The sequence below is a fragment of the Mesonia aestuariivivens genome, assembly GCF_019311235.1.
GTDB lineage: Bacteria > Bacteroidota > Bacteroidia > Flavobacteriales > Flavobacteriaceae > Mesonia > Mesonia aestuariivivens.
This window is the reverse complement of sequence record NZ_JAHWDF010000002.1, coordinates 296,571-322,602: the sequence shown is the minus strand read 5'-3', so window position 1 is coordinate 322,602 and position 26,032 is coordinate 296,571. Positions and strand designations below refer to the sequence as shown.

Sequence of the window (26,032 nt, the reverse complement as noted above, 5' to 3'; positions counted from 1 at the left end):
ATCCTTAAATTTGCTAATAACTTAAACCTATACTTTTGAAATTAACTAACGAAGTTAAAACTGCATTACTTGCAATCGTAGCGATCATCCTTCTGGTGTTTGGCTATAGTTTTTTAAAGGGTAACAACCTTTTAGATAATAATAGAAATTTCTATGCAGTCTATAATGATGTAGAAGGCCTTGCGGTTTCTTCTCCTGTTACCATAAATGGATTACAAGTAGGAAGCGTAACAGATATTGATTTTTTAGATGGAAAAGGTAGAATTTTGGTCACGATGATGGTACAAAATGACTTTAAATTTTCAAAATCTAGTACGGCTAGGATATACGGTGGAGATCTAATTGGAGGTAAGTCTATGTCTATCATTCCAGAATATAATGGTCAAAAAGCAGAGTCTGGTGACACCCTTAAAGGAGATATTGATGAAGGTTTACTAGAACTGGTAAATGATCGACTAAAGCCACTACAAGAAAAAATTGAAAATACGGTTGTAAGTGCAGACTCTTTATTAAATGGAATTAATGGTATATTAAATCAGGAAACGAGAGACAATTTAAAAGCAACTATTGCCAAATTAAATGAAACCATGGGTTCATTTAAAAATGCAGCTAATAACTTAGATGGTTTATTGGCAAGAAATTCTGGTAAATTAGATAAGACCTTCACCAATTTAGATGAATTATCTACTAATCTAAATTCTTTTTCAGATACATTATCAAAAATAGAAGTTAACCGTTTAGTAGGTGAATTTGAAGGTGTTATTAAAGATTTTAAAGGAATTGCTGACGGTCTTAATGATGGAGAAGGTACTGCTGGAAAACTACTGAAAGACGATAAAGTTTACAACAATTTAGATCGAGCTACCAAACAGTTAGAGCAACTACTCCAAGATGTGAAATTAAACCCAAAAAGATATGTTCATTTTTCTGTGTTTGGTAAAAATCCAGGAGAATATAAAGAACCTAAAGATTCACTAAAATAGAACTACATGCAATTGATTTCTCAATTTTTATTTGTGATTATTCTTGTTTTTGGTATTGGTTTTTTTACTAAAAACATAAAAAAATTAATTAAATATATTAAACTAGGGAAATCAATAAATAGAAACGATAATCCAAAAGATCGTTTTGCTAACATGGCTAGAGTGGCGCTAGGCCAATCAAAAATGGTTAAAAGACCAATTGCTGGTTTTTTGCATATTTTAGTTTATGTTGGTTTTGTAATCATTAATATAGAAGTTTTAGAAATCATTATCGATGGGATTTTTGGAACTCATCGAGTGTTTTCTTTTCTAGGTAAAACTTATGACGTTTTAATCGCTTCATTTGAAATACTTGCACTTTTAGTATTTATAGGTGTAATTGCATTTTGGGTAAGAAGAAATATCTTAAAATTAAAAAGATTTTGGGCTAACGAAATGAAAGGTTGGCCTAAAGACGATGCAAATTACATTTTATATTTTGAGATGGTATTAATGGCATTATTCTTATTAATGAATGCCGCAGATTATCAATTGCAAACACTTGGTGCAGATCATTACGCAAACGAAGCTGGAATAATGGGTGAATTTCCAATCAGTCAATTTATAGTCCCTTTAATAAATGGTTTAAGTATTTCTACATTAATAATTATAGAAAGAGTAGCATGGTGGTTACATATTGTAGGTATACTATTTTTCTTAAATTATCTATATTATTCTAAACACCTTCATATTTTATTGGCTTTTCCAAATACTTATTTTGCTAAATTAAAACCTAAAGGCGAAATAGATAATCTTGAAGCCGTAACCAATGAGGTTAAATTAATGATGGATCCAAATGCAGATCCTTTTGCAGCACCAGAACCTACAGAAAGTGATGCTGCTGTACCTGAAAAATTTGGAGCAAGCGATGTACAAGATTTAAGCTGGGTACAATTGTTAAATTCTTACACATGTACAGAATGCGGAAGATGTACTTCAGAATGTCCTGCCAATCAAACTGGTAAAAAATTATCTCCTCGTAAAATTATGATGGACACCCGTGATCGACTAGAAGAAGTAGGGCAGAACATTGAAAAAAATAAAGAATTTAAAGACGATGGAAAGCAGTTATTAGGTGATTACATTACCAACGAAGAACTTTGGGCCTGTACTACCTGTAATGCATGTACAGAAGCATGCCCAATAGGTATTGATCCTTTATCTATTATAATAGATATGAGAAGGTATTTAGTAATGGAGCAAAGTGCGGCCCCAAACGAATTAAACATCGCAATGGGAAATATTGAAAACAATGGTGCTCCTTGGCCATATAACCAAATGGACAGATTAAATTGGGCTAACGAAAACTAACATATTTTGGAAGAAAACAACAAAGACTTAGAAAACTTACTGAAAGATAAATCTCAAAACGGAGAACTGATAAGTCCAGTGCTTCCTAAAGAGATTAAAAATTATCTTATCGATATAGACGGCACCATTACAGAAGACGTTCCTAACGAAGAACCAGAACGCATGAAAACCTGTAAACCTTTTAAAGATGCCTTACACACTATTAACAAATGGTATGAAAAAGGCCACCGCATCTGTTTTTTCACTTCACGCACAGAAGATCACAGAGAAATTACAGAAACATGGTTAGATGAAAATGGTTTTAAATACCATAGTTTACTAATGGGTAAACCTAGAGGAGGAAATTACCATTGGATAGATAACCACTTGGTAAAGGCAACTCGTTACAAAGGAAAATTTACAGATTTAGTAGAAAAAAGTGTGAAAATTCAAGTGTTTAAAGATTAAATCTTTTCACTTCAAAAATAAAATCTATGGCAGAAGCAATTAAAGTACCTACAATGGCAGAATTTATGGCAGCAGGCAAAAAACCTGAAGTCTTATTTTGGGTAGGATGTGCTGGGAGTTTTGACGACCGCGCAAAAAAAATCACTAAAGCTTTTGTGAAATTATTAAGCAAAGCCAACGTAGAGTTTGCAGTTTTAGGTACTGAAGAAAGCTGTACAGGAGATCCTGCAAAACGCTCAGGAAATGAGTTCCTATTTCAGATGCAAGCTGTCACAAATATTGAAGTTTTAAATGGCTACGAAATAAAAAAAATAGTTACCGCTTGTCCTCATTGTTTCAATACTATTAAAAATGAATATCCTGTATTAGGAGGTGATTATGAAGTAATGCATCATACCCAATTTTTAAAAAGTCTTTTAGAAGAAGGAAAATTAAAAGTTGAAGGAGGTAAATTTAAAGGAAAACGTATTACTTTTCACGATCCATGTTACTTAGGGAGAGCAAACCAAGAATATGAAGCACCACGTGATTTACTAAGAAAATTAGAAGTAGAATTAGTAGAGATGCGAAAATGCAAAACTAATGGTCTATGTTGTGGTGCTGGTGGCGGACAAATGTTTAAAGAACCAGAAAAAGGTAATAAAGATGTTAATATCTTGCGTACAGAACAAGCAATAGAAACAAAACCTGAAGTAATTGCTGCGGGCTGCCCGTTTTGTAACACCATGATGACAGACGGTGTAAAAGGAAAAAATAAAGAAGGGCAAATTGAAGTATTAGATGTTGCTGAAATGATTGCCGAAGCCGAAGATTTATAAATTTGAAAGTTCAAGATAAGATATTATGCTAATAAATTTTAAAGATTTACCCCAAGAAGCTAGAATCTGGATATATCAATCTAATAGACCATTTACAGAAGAAGAACTTCAAGAAATACAACCTGAAATCGAAAGCTTTCTTACCGCTTGGACCGCTCACGGTTCTAGCTTAAAAGCAGGATATCAGCTACCATACAATAGATTTATTGTTTTTGGTTTAGATCAAAAAATTGCTGCAGCAAGTGGCTGTTCTATAGATGCTAGTGTTCATTTTATTCAATCTTTAGAAAAAAAATACAGCGTTAATTTGTTAGATAAGATGAACGTAACGTTTAAGCAGGGAGAATTTGTAGCCCATAAAGATCTTGCAGATTTTAAAAAATTGGTAAAAAATAGATCTGTATCTCCAAATACGATTGTATTTAACAACCTAGTTAATACCAAACAAGAATTCACTCACGAATGGGAAGTGCCACTAAAAGAAAGCTGGCATAATAGATTTCTGTAATTCATTATAATTTTAATTGTCTTCCCGACGTTATTCTTGATTTATCAAGACAAATCCCTCTATAACTAAATGAAAATTAAGTTTCTTTCTTTTATACTTTTAATTTGGAATATTAGCATTTTCGCTCAAAAAGAATCTCCCTTAAAAACAAAAGACTTCAGGGTGCAAAAAGCTTGGGTAGACAGCACTTATAATGCCATGAATTTAGATCAAAAAATTGGTCAGCTATTTATGGTAGATATTTTTTCCAGTAAAAGTAAAGCCGAAACCGATAGAATTAAAGACCTGATTAAAGAGAATTACATTGGTGGAGTTATTTTTTCTAAAGGTGATCCCATGCGTCAAGCAAAACTTAATAATGAATACCAAGAATTGGCAAATGTACCTTTATTAATTGCAATGGATGCAGAATGGGGGTTAGCCATGCGCTTAGATTCTACGTATGCATTTCCTTGGAATATGACTTTGGGCGCCATAGAAGATAATAATTTAATAAAAAAAACTGGGGCTCAAATTGCTAAACATTGCAAGCGTTTGGGAGTTCATATAAATTTTGCTCCTGTTGTAGATATTAATAACAATCCAGCAAATCCTATTATTGGTAATCGTTCTTTTGGTGAAAATAAAGAAAACGTAACTCAAAAATCAATCGCATTTATGGAAGGTATGCATAGTGAAGGAGTATTGTCTTCTGCTAAGCATTTTCCAGGTCACGGAGATACCGATGTAGATTCTCATAAATCTTTACCCACACTAGATTTTTCTAAAAAACGCTTAGATAGTTTAGAACTTTATCCGTTTAGAAAAATGATAAAAGCAGGAGTTTCGAGTATTATGATTGGTCATTTAAATGTACCTGCCTTAGAACCTCGAACTAATTTCCCTTCTTCTTTATCAAAACCAATCGTAACAGATTTGCTTCAGAAAAAATTAGATTATAAAGGTTTGGTTTTTACCGATGCCTTAAATATGCGAGGGGTTGCTGATTATGATGAACCAGGTGAAATAGATTTAGCCGCATTTTTGGCTGGTAATGATATTCTCTTGATTTCTGAAAACGTACCTAAAGCTTCAGAAAAAATAAAGCAAGCTTATTTGGAAAATATTATTTCTGAAAAAAGATTAGAAAAATCGGTAAAGAAAATTCTTTCAGCTAAATACAAAGTAGGTTTAAATCATTACCAGCCTGTAGATACTAATTATTTAATTGAAGATCTAAATAACATCCATAATGATGTACTTTATGAAGAATTGTTGGAAAATGCTATTACAGTCATTAAAAACAACAAAGGTATCTTACCTATTAAAAACTTAGATAAAGAAAAAATAGCTTATGTAAATTTAGGAGAAAATTTAACTGAGACTTCATTTCTTCAGCAATTAAAAAAATATACAAAAGTAGATCACATAAAATCAGATCATTTGGGTGGCTTATTGGAAAAATTAAAAGATTATAATCTTGTCATAGTAGGTTATCACAAATCTAACTCTTCACCCTGGTCGTCATATAAATTTTCTGACAATGAATTGGTATGGTTACATGAAATTGCTAGAAATCATAAAACCGTTTTAAGTGTATTCGCCAGACCCTACGCTATTTTAGATATCACATCTACCACTAATCTAGAAGGTATAATATTAGGCTATCAAAATAGCAAAATTGCACAAGAAAAAACGGCACAAGTAATTTTTGGAGCGCTTCCTGCCAAAGGAAAGTTACCCGTAAGTTTAGGTAAAAATTTTCCAGTTGGCACTAAATTTACAACACCTTCTTTAAAACGATTATCTTATGGGTTACCCGAAAGCGTCGGTGTAAATTCTGCAAAATTAAATAGAATTGATAGTATCGCTAAAATTGCAGTTGATAAAGAAATGACACCAGGTTTACAGATGATTGTGGCTCGAAAAGGCAAAGTGATTTACCAAAAAAACTTTGGTTATCATACCTACGAAAAGAATATCAAGGTTACCGATTCTTCAATCTACGATTTAGCATCACTTACCAAAATTATGGCAACTTTACCCTTGGTAATGGAATTAGAAGAACAAGAAACAATTCAATTAAACACACGACTTAAAGATATATTGCCTATTGCGGTAAATAGCAATAAAGCTAACACTACTCTTAAAGAAATGTTGAGTCACTATGCTAAATTTAGAGCTTGGATTCCTTTTTATTTGCATACACTCTCAGAAGATCGAACTCATGCATCACCTAAGTATTTTCGATCGAAAAAAACAGGAATTTTTAATGTGCCTGTGGCTAATAATTTTTACATGCGTAATGATTATCAAGACACAATTTACCAAGATATTATAGCTAGTGATTTGCGAATTAAGAAAGAATATAAGTATAGTGATTTGCCCTATTATTTACTTAAAAACTATTTAGAGCACCATTACAATTCATCGTTAAGCTATATTAGTAGAAAAAGGATTTACGAGTCTTTAGGCGCTAACTACATGGGGTATTTGCCTTTAAATCGTTTTCATAAAGATGAAATAACTCCTTCAGAAATCGATGATTATTGGCGATTTTCTAAAATACAAGGAACAGTACACGATCAGGGAGCAGCAATGTTTGGTGGCGTTGGCGGTCACGCAGGTGTTTTTAGTAATGCTAATGATGTGGCTAAAATGATGCAAATGTATCTAAACAAAGGGACCTATGGTAATATTCAATATTTTAAACCTGAAACCATAGATAAATTTAACACCTGTTATTATTGTGATGAAGATGTAAGAAGGGGAGTTGGTTTTGACAAACCTCAATTAAAAGAAGTTGGTCCTACCTGTGGCTGCGTTTCTATGACAAGTTTTGGACATAGTGGTTTTACAGGTACTTTTGCTTGGGCAGATCCGGAAGAAGAAATTGTATATATTTTTCTTTCTAACAGAACTTATCCTTTTGCTTCTAATAGAAAATTAATTACAGAAAATATAAGAACTCATATTCAAGAACTTATATATGAATCTATTAGCTATTAAATGATGATTTCATATAAATAAGATTTATAACCGTAACTTTATTAATATATTTACGACATAGTTACTTAGTAATTAAATTAGAATAAAAAATGAAAATAGGGATTGTATGTTATCCCACTTTTGGAGGAAGTGGAGTAGTGGCGACAGAGTTAGGAATGGCACTTTCAAAACGCGGACACGAAATACACTTTATTACCTACAAGCAACCGGTAAGGTTAGAGCAACTTTCTTCAAATATTTTTTATCATGAGGTTAATGTGCCAGAATACCCTTTATTTCATTACCAACCTTACGAACTTGCGCTATCCAGTAAATTGGTAGACACCATTAAGCTTCATCAAATAGAATTATTACACGTTCACTACGCCATTCCACATGCGTATGCAGGCTATATGGCAAAAAAAATGTTACGAGAGGAAGGCATAGAAATACCTATGGTTACCACTTTACATGGTACAGATATTACTTTGGTAGGTAATCATCCGTTTTATAAACCTGCTGTTACTTTTAGCATCAATAAAAGTGATGTAGTAACTTCGGTATCTCAAAGTTTAAAAGAAGATACATTAAAGTTATTCGATATAAAAAATGAAATTCAAGTCATACCGAATTTTATAACAATTACAAAAAAAGAAAATCCGTATACAGAATGCCAACGTGGATTAATGGCTGAAGATGATGAAAAAATAATTACACACATTAGTAACTTCAGAAAAGTAAAACGTATTGATGATGTTGTAAAAATCTTTTATCATATTCAAAAAGAAATAAAAGCTAAACTAATTATGGTGGGCGAAGGCCCCGAAGTTTCTTCTGCTAAACAATTAGTTAATGAATTAGGAATAGAAAAACAAGTAATGTTTTTAGGTGAAAGCAATGAGATTAATAAAATTTTATGCTTTTCTGATTTGTTTTTACTACCATCAGAGACCGAAAGTTTTGGTCTAGCTGCTTTAGAAGCAATGATTAATGGTGTTCCTGTAATTTCTTCTAATGCTGGAGGGTTGCCAGAAGTAAATAAACAAGGTTATTCAGGATATTTAAGTGATGTAGGCGATGTAGAAAATATGGCCAAAAATGGAGTTAGCATTCTTAAAGACGCAAAAACACTTCAAAATTTTAAAGAGAACGCTATAAAAATGGCTACTAAGTTTGATATTAATGAAATCGTTCCGCAATACGAAGATGTTTATGAGAAAGCATTAAAAAAGTGCACTAACTAAACTTTATAAATAAAAAAGCCTGACCATAAAGTCAGGCTTTTTTTATAATAAGAAACCAAGCTTAAAATTGGTATCTCACTCCTAATGCTAAATCTGGAGAGAAATCATCAATTACATCGTAATCTGTAAAACCAATCTCTGGTCTTAAATCGATAAAAACCTGTAATGGAATATCAAAGTTATATTCAACACCAATATTTCCAGCTACATATAAAAATGCACCATCATTATGATCATAAAATTCATTATGATAGTTATCGTCTACAATTCCAACGCCACCACCGGCACCAGCATACCAATTAAAACCACCTTCTATATTCCAAACCCATTGGTAAAGTCCAGTGGCTTTCACTAAATCGAAGTGAGAATCATTACGCCAACCTAAATCAACTTCTAAGCGATTATTATCTCCTCCAAGTTTTCGTTGGTAAGAAACTTCTGCACCAATACCATTAGCTCCACCAAAACGAAGTCCTAATGCATTAGTAGCAATTTCTTGCGCTTGCATGGTAAAAAATGTGCCCATAATTAAAATCGAGGCGAAAATTAATTTTTTCATAATTTGCTTTTTTTATTTGAACGGCAAATATATTTCTTTCGAAACCTACCAAAATAGTGGGTTCGCTAAATGTTTGTTAATATTACTTAATGAAAGTTAAAGCGTAAATCATTATTGTTTTTTCTAAATATTGTATTTTTAGAAAAAATTATTTTGCAAGAAAAACTTCAAGCCTTAGGCAAGCAACTTCAGGGAGAATTTTATTATAATCAGCTAATAAAATCTCTTTACGCCACCGATGCTTCAGTTTATCGAGAACTTCCTTTAGCAGTTGCTTTTCCTGAAACTATTAATGATTTACAAGAACTCATTAAATTTTGTCAAAATACTCACACGAGCCTAATTCCAAGGGCCGCAGGAACTTCTTTAGCAGGTCAATGTGTTGGTAAAGGTATAGTAGTAGATATCTCTAAACATTTTACTAAAATTATAAATTTTAATAAAGATAAAAAAACTGTCAGTGTTCAACCAGGAGTAATTCGTGACGATTTAAATAGACATCTTGCCCCTTACGATTTGTTTTTTGCTCCCAATACTTCAACTTCTAATCGTTGTATGATTGGCGGTATGGCAGGAAATAATTCAAGCGGAACAACTTCCGTTAAATATGGAGTTACACGTGATAAAATTATTGAAATGAAATGTTTGCTTTCAGATGGAAGTAAAGTTACATTTAAGGCTTTAACACCAAAAGAATTTCAACAAAAATGTAAATTATCTACTTTAGAAGGTAAAATTTACCGAGAACTTTATCAAGAATTAAAATCGGAGGAAGTTCAACAAGAAATACAACAAGAATTTCCAGAAAAAAATATTCATCGTAGAAATACAGGTTATGCTTTAGACGAACTTATAAATTCTGAAATTTTTCACGAAACCAATGCTAAGTTAAATATATGTAAGCTTCTTGCTGGTAGCGAGGGTACCTTAGCATTTACCACAGAACTTACCCTGCAATTAGATGATCTTCCTCCTAAAAATTCAGCTCTTATTGCAGCTCATTTTAAGACTATAGAAAACTGTTTAGATGCAGTTGCTCCTGTGATGAAGCATTCGTTATTTACTTGCGAGATGATGGATAAGACGATTTTAGATTGTACCAAAAATAGTTTAAAATACAATGAAAATCGTTTTTTTATAGAAAATGATCCTCAAGCTATTTTAATGTTAGAAGTACGTGATCATCACCATAATGGGCTTCAAATACAAGTAGAAGCTTTATTAAAAAGTATTTTAGAAAATACCGCAAGTTACGCTCAGCCTGTGTTGATAGGTGAACATATAGAAATGGCTTTAGAACTTCGTAAAGCTGGGCTTGGTTTATTAGGTAATATGGATGGCGATAAAAAAGCTGTGGCTTGTATTGAAGATACAGCCGTAAGCATTCCTAAATTAGCAAATTATATTAAGGAATTTACAGCAATTATGAAAGCTCACGATCAGCGTGCCGTATACTATGCACACGCGGGTGCTGGAGAGTTACATTTACGCCCTATTCTTAATCTAAAGTTAAGTAAAGATGTGAAACTTTTCAAGCAAATTACCCATGAAGTAGCTCTTTTAGTAAAAAAATATAAAGGATCTTTGAGTGGAGAACATGGAGACGGAAGAGTACGTGCAGAATTTATTCAAGCAATGGTTGGAAAGAAAAATTACCAGCTTTTTATTAAGGTGAAAGAGCTTTTTGATCCACTACACATTTTCAATCCCGGGAAAATTGTCTTTCCAGCACCAATGGAAAGTTCATTGCGTTATGTACCCGATAGAGACGAACCAAAAATTATTACATTTCAAGATTTTTCTGATAGTCAAGGAATTTTAAAAGCTATCGAGAAATGTAACGGTACAGGTGATTGTCGCAAAAGCGTGGAAGCTGGAGGGACAATGTGCCCAAGTTATAGAGCTACAAAAAATGAAAAAGACACCACTCGAGGTCGCGCTAACGTATTACGTGAATTTTTAACCAATAGTCAACAAACAAATCAATTTAACCATCAAGAAATAAAAGAAGTGCTAGATTTATGCCTTAGCTGTAAAGGGTGTAAAAGCGAATGCCCATCTAATGTAGATATGGCGTTATATAAAGCTGAATTTTTATACCAATACCAAAAAGAGAATGGTTTTAGCTTAAGGAATAAAATTTTTGCTCACAATAATAAAGCTAATGAATTTGGTTCTAAATTCTCTGGACTCACCAATATATTATTTCAAAACTCTATTTCTAGTACTTTTATAAAAAAAATAATGGGCGTTGCTAAAGAACGATCATTACCGCAAATTGCTAAAAAAAGTTTAAGACAGTTTATAGAACAAGGTAAGTTAAATTTAATTCCAAAAAATAAAAAAGGAAGCATTTATCTCTTCATTGATGAATTTATGAACTTATTAGATACTAACGTAGGAATTGATGCGGTAGAATTATTAGTGAAATTAGGATACGAAGTAAAAACTACAAAACACGAAGAAAGTGGTAGAAGTTATATTTCTAAAGGCTTTTTAGAAGAAGCAAAAGTTCTAGCGAATCATAATATTGAAGTATTTAAAAACTTAATTTCTGAAGAAATCCCATTAATAGGGATCGAGCCTTCTGCTATTTTATCTTTTCGAGATGAATACCTTCGCTTAGCAAACAAAAGAGAAGATGCTGTAACATTGAGCAAAAACGTATTTTTAATTGAAGAATTTCTTTCATCAGAAATAAAAAAAGGAAAAATCACATCAGAAAATTTTAGCGATGAAGAGCAAGAAATAAAAATTCACGCACATTGCCATCAAAAATCCTTATCTAATGTAAAATACACTTTTGATCTTTTAAATTTACCTAAGAATTTTAAAGTTACAGTTATTCCTTCAGGGTGTTGTGGTATGGCAGGTAGTTTTGGTTATGAAAAAGAGCATTATTCTCTAAGTATGCAAATAGGAGAGCAGACACTTTTTCCATCGGTAAGAAAAGCGAATTCAAAAACAATTATTGTAGCTAATGGTACAAGTTGCCGGCACCAAATAAAAGATGGAACACAAAAAAATGCTCACCATCCAGTAAGTATTCTGAATAATTTTTTATTGAACTAAAGCTTTAATTTTTATTGATTAACCAGATATGAATCAATTTCTTGTGTATAATTAATATCTTCATTTTTGATTTCAGGAAAATTAGGTATATTCAAATCTTCAAGTTCATAATTAACAACGGTATTACTATAAACCATCCCTACATCATTTGCATAAAAATTTTTAATTTTAATAGCATCTTGAGGTGCTAATATTGGAATGTTTGCTCCAAACAAACTCGCGAAAACTTTTAAATTGACAGTAATATTTGTTTGAATTACACTGTCAAAATTTTCTTCTCCTGCCATATAATCGCTTAGAACACCTTCTTGTTTAGAAGTTATGATATAAGCAAAAGTAATAGGAACATTATTACCTTGAATATTTATTGTTTGGGTGAATTGATCTTCTTCTAGACTTAGAATATCTGTGGTATTTGCGTCTGTATCGTATAGAATAATGTTGGCTAACTCAAATTTCAAGTTTTCAATTAATCCCGGAATAAAATTATTAAAATCAATCTCACCGTTATAGACTAATTGATTTTCAGCCTTAATTAAATTCCCATTAGTTAAAATTCCAGTAAAAAAACCTTGGTTCATAATAGAAAGGTTAGAACTTAATTGGTAATAAGTAACTCCTAAATCTTCACTAGAAGAATCTAAAGTAATGGTTTCCTGATTACTAAAATTATCACTACCATCATAAATAGTTGTATTATTATAGGTCCAACTATTACCTGTATTTAAGGGAAAGTAATTATAAATTTCATCATTAGTATCAGGGTTATCATCATCACTACTAGAACAGCTTAAGGTAACAATACCTAGAAGCAACAAAATAAATTTTTTACAAAATCATATATTATAACTATTTCGTATAAATATAATGATTTATTCCAATAAAGTTTATATATGTTATTTTTTTTGTGAAGTAATCGTAATGGCCGCTACTAAATTTTTCATTTCTCTGAAATCTTGCTCTTTAGCAACTTCTATTTGGTAATCTTCTTTATGAAAATGCTTTAACTCCCAACGCTCTTTATGATATTCTAAAGACGTTAAATTTTCTACCCAATCGCCAGAATTTAAATAAAGACAAGTTCCAAATTTATTAACTTTCCTGACCATTTGTGGCTGATGAATATGTCCGCAAATTACATACTTATAATTATTTTCTATAGCAAGATCTGACGCTACTTGTTCAAAATCTTGAATATGTTTAACTGCTTTTTTTACTCCGTTTTTAATTTTCTTAGATAAAGAAAATTTTTCGCGATTCATTTTAGTTAAACACCAATTTAAGAAACGATTAATAATAATTAAAAAATCATATCCCCACCCTCCTAATTTAGCTAACCATTTCGCATTTTGGATGGAAGCATCAAAAACATCTCCGTGAAAAAACCAAGCTTTTTTTCCGTCGAGCTCTAATACCAATTTATCTACTAAAGAAATTCTTCCCATTTCTACATCGGTAAATTTCCGAAGTAAATCATCATGGTTTCCAGTAATATAAGTTACCTCTGTACCTTTAGCTGAAAGATCTATAATTTTTTTTATAACCTCTAAGTGCGATTTAGGAAAGTATCTTTTTCTAAACTGCCAAATATCTACAATATCACCGTTAAGAATAATGCGTTTAGGTTTAATGCTATCTAAATACAAGAGTAATTCTTTTGCATGGCAACCAAACGTTCCTAAATGTACATCTGAAATTACTACTAAATCAACTTTTCTCTTTTTCACCCCGATAACATATTTACTTAGTAACAAAGAAATAAAAGAAGATCTACAACAACATTAACTCTTCTTTACCTTATCTTGAATTTAAAGTTATTCTTCATAGATTAGATGAATAAAACATTAGCATTAAAAAACTATATAATTTTACGTACATTAAAATTTCAATTTTTAATTTACTGCTTAATAATTTACATTTGTTGAAAATCAAGCTATGGCAAGAAATACCTTCGGAACACTATTTAAACTCACAACATTTGGCGAATCTCACGGAAAGGCGCTTGGAGGAATCATTGATGGTTGCCCTTCTGGAGTTGAAATTAATATAGAAGCTATTCAAAATGAATTAAATAGACGCAAACCTGGTCAATCAAAAATTGTCACCCAACGTAAAGAACCTGATACCGTTCAATTTCTATCTGGAATATTTGAAGGGAAAACCACAGGGACTTCTATTGGGTTTATCATAGAAAACACCAATCAAAAATCTAAAGATTACAGTCATATCAAAGACGTATACCGTCCAAGCCATGCAGATTACACTTACGATCAAAAATATGGAAATAGAGATTATCGGGGTGGCGGGAGAAGCTCTGCCCGAGAAACCGCTTGTAGAGTTGTAGCTGGCGCTGTTGCTAAACAGTTTTTAAAAACTATAGATTTTCAAGCTTATGTTTCTGCGGTAGGCCATATTCAACTTCAAGAAAATGATGTCATTAATATTGAAGAAATAGAAAAAAATCCTGTCCGTTGTGCTAATGCAGAAAAAGCTATAGAAATGGAAAATTACATTAAGCAAATACGAAAAGAAGGCGATACAGTAGGCGGCGTCGTTTGTTGTGTAATTAAAAACGTTCCTGTAGGTTTGGGTGAACCGGTTTTTGATAAACTTCACGCTCAATTAGGGAAAGCAATGTTATCCATAAATGCTGTAAAGGGTTTTGAATTTGGAAGCGGATTTGAGGGAGCTAAAATGAAAGGAAGTGATCATAATGATCATTTTAAAAAAGATGGTACTACCAAGTCTAACAACAGTGGTGGAATACAAGGCGGTATCTCTAACGGGATGGATATCAACTTTAAAGTAGCCTTTAAACCCGTAGCTACCTTAATGCAAAAGCAAGAAACGATTAATAACAAAGGAGAAAAAGTAGAAATGATAGGCAAGGGGCGCCATGATCCTTGCGTAGTTCCTAGAGCAGTCCCTATTATAGAAGCAATGGCAGCCTTAGTTATCGCCGATTTTTTATTGTTAAATAGAACCACAAAAGCATAATTTAAAAAGATAGATGAAGAAACTTGCATTACATTGGCAAATATTAATAGGAATGGCATTGGGGGTAATCTTTGCCTTGATCATGACTAACTTTTCATGGGGAGCAGATTTTATTGAAGATTGGGTAAAACCTTTTGGAACCATATTTATCAATGCACTCAAATTAATTGCAGTCCCGTTAATATTAGCTTCGTTAATAAAAGGAGTTTCAGATCTAAAAGATATTTCTCAGCTTTCTAAAATGGGCTTTAGAACTATCGCAACTTATATTCTCACCACCATTATCGCGGTGTCTATAGGTTTATTGGTAGTAAATCTTGTAAAACCAGGCTCTACAATTACCGAAGAAACACGAGCTGAACTCGTAGAAAGTTATGGCGGTGATGCTGATTTAACGAGGCAAAATGCTGAAAAACAAAAAGAAGCTGGTCCTTTACAAGCTTTAGTTGATATTGTTCCCAGTAACATCGTTGGTGCCGCTGGTAGCAATGCTAACATGCTACAAGTAATATTCTTTGCAATTTTCTTTGGAATCGGACTCATTTTAATTCCTGAAGAACAAGCAAGTCCTGTTAAAAAATTCTTCGATGGCTTTAATGAAGTTATTCTTAAAATGATTGATATTATAATGCTGGCCGCACCTTTTGGAGTATTTGCTTTACTAGCAGCATTAGTGGTAGAAGCCCCAAGCGCTGATCTTTTTGCTGCTTTAGGGATGTATGCGTTATGTGTTATTGGAGGTTTATTATTAATGATTGGTGTGTATGTCTCTTTGGTATGGATTTTTACTAAAAAAACACCTTCTTTTTTTATTAATGGAATTTCTCCTGCTCAATTACTAGCATTTTCCACTAGTTCTAGTGCAGCTACACTTCCTGTAACCATGGAAAGAGTAGAAGAACATTTAGGCGTAGAAAAAGAAGTTTCTAGTTTTGTATTGCCTATTGGAGCCACTATCAATATGGATGGTACTAGTCTTTACCAAGCAGTAGCAGCTGTTTTTATTGCCCAAGCTTTCGGGATGGATTTAGATTTTGGTACGCAACTAGGCATCATTGCTACAGCAACATTAGCTTCAATTGGTTCGGCAGCGGTACCAGGCGCAGGAATGGTAATGTTAGTTATTGTTTTAGCACAAGCAGGAATACCAGAGGCAGGATTGGCTCTAATCTTTGCTATCGATAGGCCTTTAGATATGTGTAGAACTACTGTGAACGTTACCGGAGACGCTTCGGTTTCGATTTTAATAGCAAAATCTGTTGGAAGGCTTCGTGAAATTCCACTGGTTAAAAACTGGAACGATAATTATAAAAATAGAAAATAATACTTCGCTCTAGCTCTATTATTAAATAGTTCGATTTAGTAATTTTTTTCAACATTCATCAACTATAAAACGAGAGGTTAACTATATTTTAGCATCTCGTTTTTCTTCTTCTTCATTATAATACTTACTCTAAAAATTTTGATCTTAATGCTGGAGTAGGAATGCGGCAATTATTTTTTTTCCCAAACCATTTATAGCGATTTTTAGCCACAAAGTCGTAAATCATATTTCTAAAGCCTTCTGGTAAAAAAAGAAAATAACTTAAAATTTTATAACCACCAGAAAGGTGTTTGGCAATTTGTAAAGCAGCGGTAGATTTTATATAATAAGCTGTTCCAGGATCTATTAAAATTATTGAATCTATTGCTGAAGTATCTATACCTCGTTCTTGAGTGAGTTGCTGCCCAGTTTCACTTTGTAGTGACGCATATCGAAATATATCGTTCTTATCGTGATCTATAATAATATTAATAGCATTATTGCAAAGGTTACAAACGCCATCAAATAAGATGATTTTTTTATGTTCTGGGAGTTTCTGCATTATTTTTTAGCGCGTTGCACTAGTTCTAATTTACTTAAATTGGCTTCTGTAGTAAACATTCCGTAGTTAATAATCGCTTTTCCTTTTTCAATTTTATCAATTGTACCTATAGAACGGCTATCTTCTAAGCGTACACGGTCATCTAATCGAAACGATACAATTTTCTTTTCTTCTGCCTTTTTTTCTTTTTCTACTTGTTTCTTTTTTTCTTCTTTTTTCTGTTCACGAATAACTTCAATTTTCTTTTCAGCCTCTTGTTTAATTTTATTTTCTTGTTTTTTCTTAGCTTCCTTCTTCTTTTTTGATTCTTTTTTACGCTTAGAATTTTCTATCGCTACTAATTTTAAAAACTCTCCAATTAAATCTTTTTTATTATTGTTATTGAAAAATTTTTCACTCAAATCATCAAATTTCTGACCTAAATAAATCATACGTTGATTGCTGTCATACAACTCTTGAAAACCTTCTAATTTTTGTTGAACTTTTGCATTAACTTCATCTAGACGTCGTTTTTCTTCGGCTGCTTTTTCTTCTTTTTCTTTTAAGCTAGACGTTGTTTTAGAGAGTTTAGAGCGTTCTTGTTGTAATTTAGCAATACTTTTATCAAAGCGAAGTTTGCCGCGTTCTACCTTCTTTTTGGAGCGATTAATTAAACTATACGGAATTCCGTTTTTCTGAGCTACCTCAAAGGTAAACGAACTCCCAGCTTCACCTAAGTGTAATTTATAAACAGGTTCTAAGGTTTTAGAATCGAATAGCATATTGGCATTAGAAATCTCTTCGGTTTCTTGCGCCATTTTTTTTAAATTGGCATAATGTGTAGTGATAATTCCGTAACTATTTTTTTCGTAAAAAACTTCTAAAAAAGTTTCAGCTAAAGCACCACCCAATTCAGGATCACTACCAGTACCAAATTCATCAATTAAAAATAGCGTTTTATCGTCGCATTTCCGAAGAAAATGTTTCATATTCTTTAATCGATAAGAATAAGTACTCAAATGGTTTTCTATACTTTGATTATCACCTATATCAGTCAAAATTTTAGTAAAAAAACACATTCTACTGTATTCGTGTACAGGAACCAGCATTCCACTTTGAAGCATTACTTGTAAAAGACCGATAGTTTTTAATGTAATACTCTTACCACCGGCGTTAGGACCAGAAATAACGATAATTCGATTATCTGGTGTTAAAGAAATGTCTTGGGGGTGCGTTATTTTATCGGTTTTTTTATTGGTTAAAAATAATAACGGATGATAAGCTTCTTTTAAATCTAAATCTCGTTGCTTGGTGATTTTAGGCAAAACCGCATTTAATTGTTTAGCATAATTTACTTTGGCCGCAATAACATCAATTTCACTTAACAATTCTTGATATTGAATTAAAAGTGGGCGAAAAGGCCGTATATATTCTGTAAGTTCTTTTAAAATTCGCTTAACTTCTTCTTTTTCTTCGTATTGTAAATTATTGAGTTCTCTAGCATGTTGCAGGGTTGTTTCTGGCTGAATGTAAACTATGCTTCCTGTTTTTGAGCTTCCTAAAATGGAGCCTTTTACCTTTCTACGGTGCATAGCAGAAACCGCTAAAACTCGTATATTTTCAACTACTGTTTCTTTAATTTCATCTAAATAACCAGCACTGTGGTATTTAGAAAGTGAACTAGAAAAACTAGAATTTATTTGTCCGCGTACCAAATTAATCGCTCTACGTGTGCGTTGGAGTAGTGGAGAGGCCTCATCTTTAATTTCTCCAAAAGGATTAATCACTTCTTCTATTTTCTCCACCAAATGCTTGGTATATTCTACCTCTGCTGTGGTTTCATATAAATTGGGATAAATATCGCTGTACTTTCTGAAATATTTAATCTGAATATTAACCGTATTAGAAATAGATTGAATTTTTCTGATCCCAGAAATTTCTAAAATAGAGCCTTCAATATTTAGAAATCTAATTTCATTATTTATAGCATCAAAACCATGATTAGGAATTCTAGCTTCCTGAAGTTCTGAAGATTTGTATTCATTGGTTTGATGTAAAGAAAATAAAATTTCTGAAACTTTTGAAAACGGTTGAATCTTCAAGCATTTCTCTTGCCCCATATCTGTCACACAATATTCGCTAATTTGTTCACAAACGCTAGGGAATTCTAAATCTTTAAGGGTCTTTTCTGTTATTTTTATCATAGCAATTTTCTACATTCGTAGCGATGCAAATTTAAAGAATATTTTATGAAGGTAGACATAGATAAAAGCTGGAAAAAAGAATTAGGTGAAGAATTTGATAAAGAATATTTTAAACAACTCGCTTTATTTGTAAAAACCGAATATCAAAACCACAAATGTTACCCTAATGGTAATGCTATTTTTGCCGCTTTTGACTATTGTAAGTTTGAAGATTTAAAAGTGGTGATTATTGGGCAAGATCCTTATCACGGAGTAGATCAAGCTAACGGTTTATGTTTTTCGGTAAAAGATGATATCAAAATGCCACCCTCTTTAGTTAATATTTTTAAAGAGATAGAAAATGATTTAGGTAAAACATTTCCTAAAACGGGAAACTTAGAACGCTGGGCAAAACAAGGTGTTTTATTACTGAATGCAACCTTAACGGTTAGAGCACACGAAGCGGCAAGTCACCAAGGTAAAGGTTGGGAACAATTTACAGATGAAGTAATTAAAACAATTTCTGCTAAAAAAGAAAATGTTGTTTTTTTACTATGGGGAGGTTTTGCTAAGAAAAAAGCTAAACTTATAGATTCGCAAAAACATCATATCTTAACCTCAGGTCATCCCTCACCATTAAGTGCTAATAGAGGATATTGGTTTGGCAACAAACATTTTAGCAAAACAAATGAATTCTTGGTTTCTAAGCATCTTGAAACTGTGGAGTGGTAGCTACATTGGAGGCATTTACAGTTGGATTGTAAATTACTCTTTTTGGAGCACTCTTTTTCTTGTCTTCTACTTTATTTCTACTGAAAATAAAAAGTAAAATATTGATGATTAATAAAACTCCTAAAATGATAAAAAAAGTAAGCATGCGTTAATTTAAATGGTTTTCTACATTAAGTAGATGTAAAATTAACGTAAAGGTTGCGCATTTTTTTTCAATTATTATTTAAAATTCACAACAAATTTTTCAAAACTTAGTTTTCTCTCTATTAGATTTAAATCAAATAACTGATTTTGAGTCTCTTCTATAGTTTCTTTTTTTATTTGTTTTTGATCCCATTCTGTTTTTTCTAACCATAAAGAAATATCTTTTTCCTTTTGATCATAGCGTTGAGCTAAAATTCGAGTTAGATTTTCAGTTTTTTTAAATCCAATCGTAATTTGATTAAGTACTTGAAGTATTTTTTTAATTGAAGCTGAATTTTGAGTTACAAAGTTATCTGTAGAAGCAATAACAAAACACGGCCAAGGGCTAGGGCAGTCACCAACTCTTCTAAAAGTACCATCATCTACTAGGGGCTTTGTCGTAAAATGTTCCCACATAAAGTATTGCGCATCATTTTCTGGTAAAGCTTTAATCGCACCTGATAAATCATTTACCACTTCAAAATCTAATCTTTCTGTATTCCAACCTTGATTTTTAGCATTAATATAGGCTAATAAATGCGAACCTGAACCATAACGACTTATGGCAGCCGTAGTATTTTCTAAGTCTTCTATTTTTTTAAATTTAGAATCTGCAGCTACGTGAATTCCCCAAATTAAAGGACTAGCAATATAATTTTGTAAAATTTTAAATTGATTGCCTTCGGTGATTTTTTTAATTACTCCTTCGGTAAGCATCAGTGCAATATCTATTTCATGATTTTTAAGTGCTTCACTTAATTCACCAGTCCCGCCATAAAAATCTATCCATTCTACTTTTATTCCTAAAGCTTCAAATTTCTTTTCCTCTATAGCAACGTGCCATGGGTAATTAAAATGCTCAGGAACTCCTCCAACTTTAATCGTAATCATTAAGAATGTTTTTTCTTTAAATACTTATAAATTTCAACTTGAGAACGAATAGGATTTTTAGAATCATGAGCTACATATTCATTCTGTTGTGTATAATCTTGAACTCTTGCTTTTACATTATCATTTAATTGAATTTGTAAAATATCTGCTAGTTCTTTTTTAATATCTTCATCTAAAATAGGGGCTAATACTTCTATGCGACGGTCTAGGTTACGATCCATCCAATCTGCACTTCCCATAAAAACACGTTCATCACCGCCATTATGAAACACATAAATTCTTCCATGTTCCAAGAATCGATCTAAAATGCTGGTAATATAAATGTTTTCACTTAAATTTTCTACGCCTGCAATTAAAGAGGTAAAGCCTCTTACTAAAAGTCTAATTTCAACACCACTTTTATTTGCTCTATACAACAAATCTATCATTTCTTGATCTTCAAGACTATTCATTTTTGCTGTTATTTTTGCGGGTCTTCCTGCTTCTGCTTCATCTATTTCATGAAGAATCATTTGAGTGAATTCTCTACGGGTATCAAAAGGTGAAACCAATAAATTTTTTGCGCGTGGTATAATAAGCTCTCCTTCTAAGACTTTAAATACACGATCTAACTCTTTTGTGAGCTTTCTCTGAGCAGTAAATAATGCATGATCACAATATATTTTACTGGTTTCTGCATTAAAGTTACCGGTACCAATATAAGCGTATTTTATGCTTTCTCCATTTTCAATTCTATCGATTAAAAAAATCTTGGAGTGTACTTTTATTTTAGGATAACTATAGATAACGTGTGCGCCTTTTTCTTCAAATTTTCTTCCCCAGCTAATATTATTTTCTTCATCAAAACGTGCTTTAGCTTCAATAAACACGGTTACTTCTTTACCCTTTTTTAAGGCTTTTAAAAGCGAAGTCGTTAAGGCAGATTCATCGGCTACTCTATAAAGCGAAATTTTTATCGAAATTACATCTTCATCTTCTGCAGCTTGTTCCATAAGATTTTCTACATATGAAAACGACATATATGGAAAATGAAGCAACTGATCTTTTTCTTTAATGACCTTAAAATAATTATCTTTTGCCTCGAATGCTTGATGAGCAATAGGCTTGAGCTTCTCGTATGTTAATGCTGCATTTTGAGTAGGATCGGGAAAAGAGAAAAAATCACTAAAATTATGATATTTTCCACCGGGCATCATATCTATCTTACCTAGGTTAAAATGTTTTCTTAGTTTTTTCTGAAGCTCTTTAGGCATTTCTGCGTCATAGAGTAAACGCGTGGGTTGCCCATCTGTACGTTGTGCTAAAGATTCGTAAATTTTTTCGGCTAAAACCCCGTTATATTGATCGTCTATATATAACTCAGCATCACGAGACATTTTTACCTGATAAATTCCTTCTACTTTTTTATGAGGAAAAACATCGTGAATTTCTGCACGAATAATATCATCTAAAAAGGTGATGTAATATTCAGCTTTATTGCTTTCTAATTCTAAAAACCTACCAACTTCATGAACAGGTATATTTACGACACCAGCTTCTTTACAATCGTTAAATGCAACGAAAAAATAAATGGTATTATTTTCTAGAAAGAGCTGATTTTTCTTTTCAAAATCTACCAATTGAGGTTGAAGTTTTGCTTTAATTTTAGTTGTATAAATATCTTTAGATTCAGAACGTTGACTTTTAGAAAAATCTTTTTCTTGAATAAGATGAATATGCTGTTTTGCTAATTCTGGTAAAATTTCATTTTTGAATAATTCACCAAACTGAACTTGTTGCGCTTTAACTTCTTTTATAATTTGCTTAACCTTCTTTGTTGGTTTTAAAGCTAATTTTTTACGTAAACTTTTTTTTATTTTTTTTATTTGACGAAGTTGAGAAACACGAACTCTATAATATTCATCTAAATTAGAAGAAAAAATAGCTAAGAACCTTAAACGTTCTAAAACCGGATTACTTTTATCTGCCGCCTCTTGTAAAACCCGTTCATTAAAGTTAAGCCAATCTAAATCTCTATGCTGAAATCTATGCTCTTCTGTCTCTGCCATCAAATATTTTTTTGTTAAAACTACAAATAAGCCCGCTTAGCCGTTTTTAAAGTTGTGTTAAATAAAATATTTATAGATCTTTTATTTTGTCTAAGGTGAATTTAATGAGACGCTCTACAATCACTCCTGGGTTTTTACTAAATTCGCCAGTTATTCTATTGGCTAAAATAGCATTTAGAGAGATAGCACGGTGTCCTAATAATTTAGACATGCCATAAATACCACTCGTTTCCATTTCTAAGTTTGTGATTTTTTGTTTCTTATATTTAAAATCTGAAAGCTTTTGTATAAAGTTTTCATCTTGTAAATCTGCACGTAATACGCGTCCTTGGGGGGCATAAAAACCAACATTAGTGGCCGTCATTCCTGTTTTAATTTCTTCGAAAGAAGAAAAATATTTCAATAATTTTTTTGAACCATTAATAACGTATGGCCTAGATTTAAAACTAGCCTGTACTAATTGTTGCGCTACTTCAGAAGCAATTTTTGTTTCTTGAATAGTTTCACTTTTATAAAAATGTAGCAAGCTATCAAAACCTATAGCGGTTTGTGTAGCAAGAATGGTATTAATAGGGATGTCTTTTTGTATCGCTCCAGAAGTACCAATTCTTATAAAATTTAGTTTTTTTAGATTAGTGTTTACCTCACGGGTTTGAAGATCGATATTTGCTAATGCATCTAATTCATTAAATACAATATCTATATTATCGGTACCTATACCTGTAGAAATTACGGTTAATCGTTTTCCTTGATAAGTACCGGTTTGAGTGTGAAACTCTCGCTTACTCACTTTTACTTCAATTTCATCAAAATACTGGGTAACTTTATCTACGCGATCTGGATCACCTACTGTAATAATAGTATCGGCAATTTGATGTGGAAAAAGATGAAGGTGGTAAATACTACCGTCTTCATTTAAAACAAGTTCAGATTCTTTAATGGGCATATTATAATTTTAGTAAGTGGTGCGATTCATCATCATATAAAAAATCATATTTTTTAGCACCACCGTAATATAAATTATCTTTTAACTCTTGATAAAAATTTTGAGATTTATTTAAGGCCATTTTACCTTCTTCTGTAAGTGCAAATTTTTTATTATCAAAATATATAAATGCTTTTAAATTATTAATAATTCTTAGCATTTGTTCATCTCCGTATCCATAATAACCTTGATATTCTAATGAATAGCCTAAAAATTGGTTTTGACTAGAAATTTGTTGTGTTGCCACTAACTTTAAAATATTAGCCTCTAAAGTATTTAGACCAGATTTAACATTAGGAAAACGCTCAATATGGGCTCGTAAACAACTTGATAAATATTCAAAATTTGAACTTTTCTTTATTTCAGACTTTAAACGAAGAGGATTATTGCCGCAGTAAAGTTTCCAAACTAACTCTGCTAACTCTAAATCGTCTATGTTCAGTAAAATTTTATGATCAAAATGATTTTGTAGCTCTTTATCATTTAACTGAGATAGGCCTTGTAATTTTTCTTCGCCTTTCAGACGTTTACTACAAACTAAATAAATTGGCTTTTGAATATTTTGCTGAAACAAAAAAGAAATTAAGGCAATCATATTAATATGGCAGAATAGATCGAATTCAAACCAAAGAATGATTGCTTCATAATCTTTGACAGTAGTTAATTTTTCTAATTCTGCTACAAATTTCAGTTCATAATCTTCAGCAGTTATTTGGTAGTGTTCATTTAAAAAGTGTTTACGTGTTGCTATAAATTCTTTGCTACCTACCTCTTGAACGGTTTTCCCTTCACAAAGCATTTCTCTCCAACTAATCACTTGCCCAGAAAGATGAAGATGGCTCATTTTTTCGGTTAGACCGTCACCATTGGTAATATGAAGAATTTTATTTCCCATATATTATCCGCCAACGCGTTTTACTTGAAATCCTTTATTCTGAAGCATTTCCATGATTTGCGGACGATAATCGCCTTGAATAATAATTTTTTCTTGCTTAAAGCTTCCGCCAACACCTAAAGTAGTTTTAATTTCTTTAGCTAGTTTTTTAAAATCTTCATCGGTGCCCGTATATCCTTCAATAATGGTAATGGGTTTTCCTTTACGCTTTTCGTATTTGCAGATTAAAGGATCATCTTGAAGCCAAAGATTATCTTGAGGTTCTTCTTGCGGAGTTTCTTCGGGTTCGTGATCTGGAAATAAATTTTTAAGCTGATCTTGTAAATCCATTCTTGGTTATTTTTCTTCTTTTATTAAACCAATTTCTACCAAACGTTGGTGTAAAAAATCTCCTGCAGTTATATCTTCATAATGTTTAGGGTGATCTTTATCTATACATTCTTCTAGGCAATCTAAGCGCATATCACTTCTAGGGTGTAAAAAAAATGGAATGGAATATCGTGGTTCAGCCCATTGTTCTTTTGGAGGATTAATTACGCGATGAATGGTAGAGCGTAATTTATTATTGGTATGGCGCTCTAACATATCTCCAACATTAATTACTAATTCATCTTCTGAAGGCTTAGCATCTATCCACTCTCCATCTTTTCTTAAAACTTGAAGTCCTCCAGTAGAAGCTCCCATTAAAAGTGTGATAAGGTTAATATCGCCATGCGCCCCAGCTCTTACTGCGCCTTTAGGCTCTTCAGTAATAGGGGGATAGTGAATAGGTCTTAAAATACTATTTCCGTTACTAGCCCAATGGTCAAAATAATGTTCTTCTAAACCTATATAAAGTGCTAGAGCTCTAAGTACATAAATGCCAGTTTTTTCTAACATTCTATAAGCCTCCATCCCAGTGTGGTTAAAATCTTTTAATTCTTCAACTTTAACATTATCGGGATAATCTTCTTTTAAATTAGCATCTTCATCAGGTTCTTGTCCAAAGTGCCAAAATTCTTTTAAATCACCTTCTTTTTTTCCTTTTGCATGTTCTTTACCAAACGAGATATAACCACGCTGACCACCAAGACCTTCTATTTCGTATTTTTTCTTGATCTCAATAGGTAAATCAAAAAAAGCTTTTACTTCTTTGTAGAGTTCATCTACTAATTCCTCACTTAAAAAATGATGCTTTAGCGATACAAAGCCAATTTCTTCATAGGCTTTACCAATTTCATTGACAAACTTTTGTTTACGCTTGGGATCATCAGCAATAAAATCTGCAAGATCAACGCTAGGTATATTGTTAATTGACATAGTATTCATTTTAAATATCAAAGCTAA

Annotated in this window: 23 protein-coding genes; 11 read left to right on the top strand and 12 right to left on the bottom strand. The window is 32.1% G+C overall.

What is annotated here, in order from left to right; translation table 11 throughout:
• The first annotated feature begins 35 nt into the window (after positions 1 to 35).
• From KW502_RS03140 to bshA, 7 genes are all read left to right on the top strand, one after another.
• Complete coding sequence (locus KW502_RS03140; RefSeq protein WP_219039076.1) at positions 36 to 983, top strand: MlaD family protein; 948 nt, start codon at positions 36 to 38, stop codon at positions 981 to 983.
• Between the two features lie 6 nt (positions 984 to 989).
• The gene (locus KW502_RS03135; RefSeq protein WP_219039075.1) at positions 990 to 2,333 is read left to right on the top strand and encodes a 4Fe-4S dicluster domain-containing protein; all 1,344 of its coding nucleotides are present in this window, start codon (positions 990 to 992) and stop codon (positions 2,331 to 2,333) included.
• 39 nt (positions 2,334 to 2,372) lie between these two features.
• On the top strand, positions 2,373 to 2,780 hold the full coding sequence (locus tag KW502_RS03130) for an LNS2 domain-containing protein (protein WP_219039098.1): 408 nt from the start codon (positions 2,373 to 2,375) through the stop codon (positions 2,778 to 2,780).
• Positions 2,781 to 2,806: 26 nt separating this feature from the next.
• Positions 2,807 to 3,598, top strand: a complete 792-nt coding sequence (locus KW502_RS03125; RefSeq protein WP_219039074.1) for a (Fe-S)-binding protein — start codon at positions 2,807 to 2,809, stop codon at positions 3,596 to 3,598.
• A gap of 25 nt (positions 3,599 to 3,623) precedes the next feature.
• The gene (locus KW502_RS03120) at positions 3,624 to 4,106 is read left to right on the top strand and encodes an ABC transporter ATPase (RefSeq protein ID WP_219039073.1); all 483 of its coding nucleotides are present in this window, start codon (positions 3,624 to 3,626) and stop codon (positions 4,104 to 4,106) included.
• 69 nt (positions 4,107 to 4,175) lie between these two features.
• Positions 4,176 to 7,094 (top strand): serine hydrolase domain-containing protein, encoded by a 2,919-nt coding sequence (locus KW502_RS03115; RefSeq protein WP_219039072.1) that lies wholly within the window; start codon positions 4,176 to 4,178, stop codon positions 7,092 to 7,094.
• 89 nt (positions 7,095 to 7,183) lie between these two features.
• Positions 7,184 to 8,317 (top strand): N-acetyl-alpha-D-glucosaminyl L-malate synthase BshA, encoded by a 1,134-nt coding sequence (gene bshA / locus KW502_RS03110; RefSeq protein WP_219039071.1) that lies wholly within the window; start codon positions 7,184 to 7,186, stop codon positions 8,315 to 8,317.
• Positions 8,318 to 8,378: 61 nt separating this feature from the next.
• Here bshA and KW502_RS03105 read toward each other — a convergent pair whose 3' ends face one another.
• A complete protein-coding gene (locus KW502_RS03105) occupies positions 8,379 to 8,876 on the bottom strand; it encodes a hypothetical protein (RefSeq protein WP_219039070.1) in 498 nt (165 codons plus the stop codon).
• Between the two features lie 153 nt (positions 8,877 to 9,029).
• Between KW502_RS03105 and KW502_RS03100 the strand changes: the two genes are divergently transcribed.
• The gene (locus KW502_RS03100) at positions 9,030 to 11,948 is read left to right on the top strand and encodes an FAD-binding and (Fe-S)-binding domain-containing protein (RefSeq protein WP_219039069.1); all 2,919 of its coding nucleotides are present in this window, start codon (positions 9,030 to 9,032) and stop codon (positions 11,946 to 11,948) included.
• An 11-nt stretch (positions 11,949 to 11,959) separates the two neighbouring features.
• Here KW502_RS03100 and KW502_RS03095 read toward each other — a convergent pair whose 3' ends face one another.
• Together KW502_RS03095 and KW502_RS03090 are read right to left on the bottom strand one after the other, a co-directional pair.
• A complete protein-coding gene (locus KW502_RS03095) occupies positions 11,960 to 12,763 on the bottom strand; it encodes a hypothetical protein (RefSeq protein ID WP_219039068.1) in 804 nt (267 codons plus the stop codon).
• 81 nt (positions 12,764 to 12,844) lie between these two features.
• Complete coding sequence (locus tag KW502_RS03090; protein WP_219039067.1) at positions 12,845 to 13,675, bottom strand: UDP-2,3-diacylglucosamine diphosphatase; 831 nt, start codon at positions 13,673 to 13,675, stop codon at positions 12,845 to 12,847.
• 208 nt (positions 13,676 to 13,883) lie between these two features.
• Between KW502_RS03090 and aroC the strand changes: the two genes are divergently transcribed.
• Together aroC and KW502_RS03080 are read left to right on the top strand one after the other, a co-directional pair.
• Positions 13,884 to 14,945: a chorismate synthase gene (aroC, locus tag KW502_RS03085; protein ID WP_219039066.1), complete on the top strand. Its 1,062-nt coding sequence runs from the start codon at positions 13,884 to 13,886 to the stop codon at positions 14,943 to 14,945.
• A 13-nt stretch (positions 14,946 to 14,958) separates the two neighbouring features.
• Complete coding sequence (locus KW502_RS03080) at positions 14,959 to 16,269, top strand: dicarboxylate/amino acid:cation symporter (protein WP_219039065.1); 1,311 nt, start codon at positions 14,959 to 14,961, stop codon at positions 16,267 to 16,269.
• Between the two features lie 124 nt (positions 16,270 to 16,393).
• Here the strand turns inward: KW502_RS03080 and KW502_RS03075 are convergent, their stop codons facing one another.
• Both KW502_RS03075 and KW502_RS03070 read right to left on the bottom strand, forming a co-directional pair.
• Positions 16,394 to 16,810: a thiol-disulfide oxidoreductase DCC family protein gene (locus KW502_RS03075; RefSeq protein WP_219039064.1), complete on the bottom strand. Its 417-nt coding sequence runs from the start codon at positions 16,808 to 16,810 to the stop codon at positions 16,394 to 16,396.
• Positions 16,810 to 18,993, bottom strand: a complete 2,184-nt coding sequence (locus KW502_RS03070; RefSeq protein WP_219039063.1) for an endonuclease MutS2 — start codon at positions 18,991 to 18,993, stop codon at positions 16,810 to 16,812. The genes KW502_RS03075 and KW502_RS03070 overlap by 1 nt, the downstream gene beginning before the upstream one ends.
• A 45-nt stretch (positions 18,994 to 19,038) precedes the next feature.
• Here KW502_RS03070 and KW502_RS03065 point away from each other — a divergent pair, with 45 nt between their 5' ends.
• On the top strand, positions 19,039 to 19,704 hold the full coding sequence (locus KW502_RS03065) for a uracil-DNA glycosylase (protein WP_219039062.1): 666 nt from the start codon (positions 19,039 to 19,041) through the stop codon (positions 19,702 to 19,704).
• Here the strand turns inward: KW502_RS03065 and KW502_RS03060 are convergent.
• The 7 genes from KW502_RS03060 to KW502_RS03030 form a co-directional block, all read right to left on the bottom strand.
• Positions 19,676 to 19,849, bottom strand: a complete 174-nt coding sequence (locus KW502_RS03060; protein WP_219039061.1) for a hypothetical protein — start codon at positions 19,847 to 19,849, stop codon at positions 19,676 to 19,678. The genes KW502_RS03065 and KW502_RS03060 overlap by 29 nt on opposite strands.
• 74 nt (positions 19,850 to 19,923) lie before the next feature.
• On the bottom strand, positions 19,924 to 20,778 hold the full coding sequence (locus KW502_RS03055) for a substrate-binding domain-containing protein (protein WP_219039060.1): 855 nt from the start codon (positions 20,776 to 20,778) through the stop codon (positions 19,924 to 19,926).
• The gene (gene ppk1 / locus KW502_RS03050; RefSeq protein WP_219039059.1) at positions 20,778 to 22,826 is read right to left on the bottom strand and encodes a polyphosphate kinase 1; all 2,049 of its coding nucleotides are present in this window, start codon (positions 22,824 to 22,826) and stop codon (positions 20,778 to 20,780) included. The genes KW502_RS03055 and ppk1 overlap by 1 nt, the downstream gene beginning before the upstream one ends.
• Before the next feature lie 70 nt (positions 22,827 to 22,896).
• Positions 22,897 to 23,772, bottom strand: coding sequence for a nucleoside phosphorylase (locus KW502_RS03045; protein WP_219039058.1), 876 nt, complete (start codon positions 23,770 to 23,772; stop codon positions 22,897 to 22,899).
• 1 nt (position 23,773) lies between these two features.
• Positions 23,774 to 24,706 carry a DUF1835 domain-containing protein gene (locus tag KW502_RS03040; protein ID WP_219039057.1) on the bottom strand — a complete coding sequence of 311 codons (933 nt, stop codon included), beginning with the start codon at positions 24,704 to 24,706 and terminating at the stop codon, positions 23,774 to 23,776.
• A 3-nt stretch (positions 24,707 to 24,709) separates the two neighbouring features.
• Positions 24,710 to 25,036 (bottom strand): translation initiation factor, encoded by a 327-nt coding sequence (locus KW502_RS03035; protein ID WP_219039056.1) that lies wholly within the window; start codon positions 25,034 to 25,036, stop codon positions 24,710 to 24,712.
• A gap of 6 nt (positions 25,037 to 25,042) precedes the next feature.
• On the bottom strand, positions 25,043 to 26,005 hold the full coding sequence (locus tag KW502_RS03030) for an isopenicillin N synthase family dioxygenase (RefSeq protein ID WP_219039055.1): 963 nt from the start codon (positions 26,003 to 26,005) through the stop codon (positions 25,043 to 25,045).
• Positions 26,006 to 26,032: the final 27 nt, after the last annotated feature.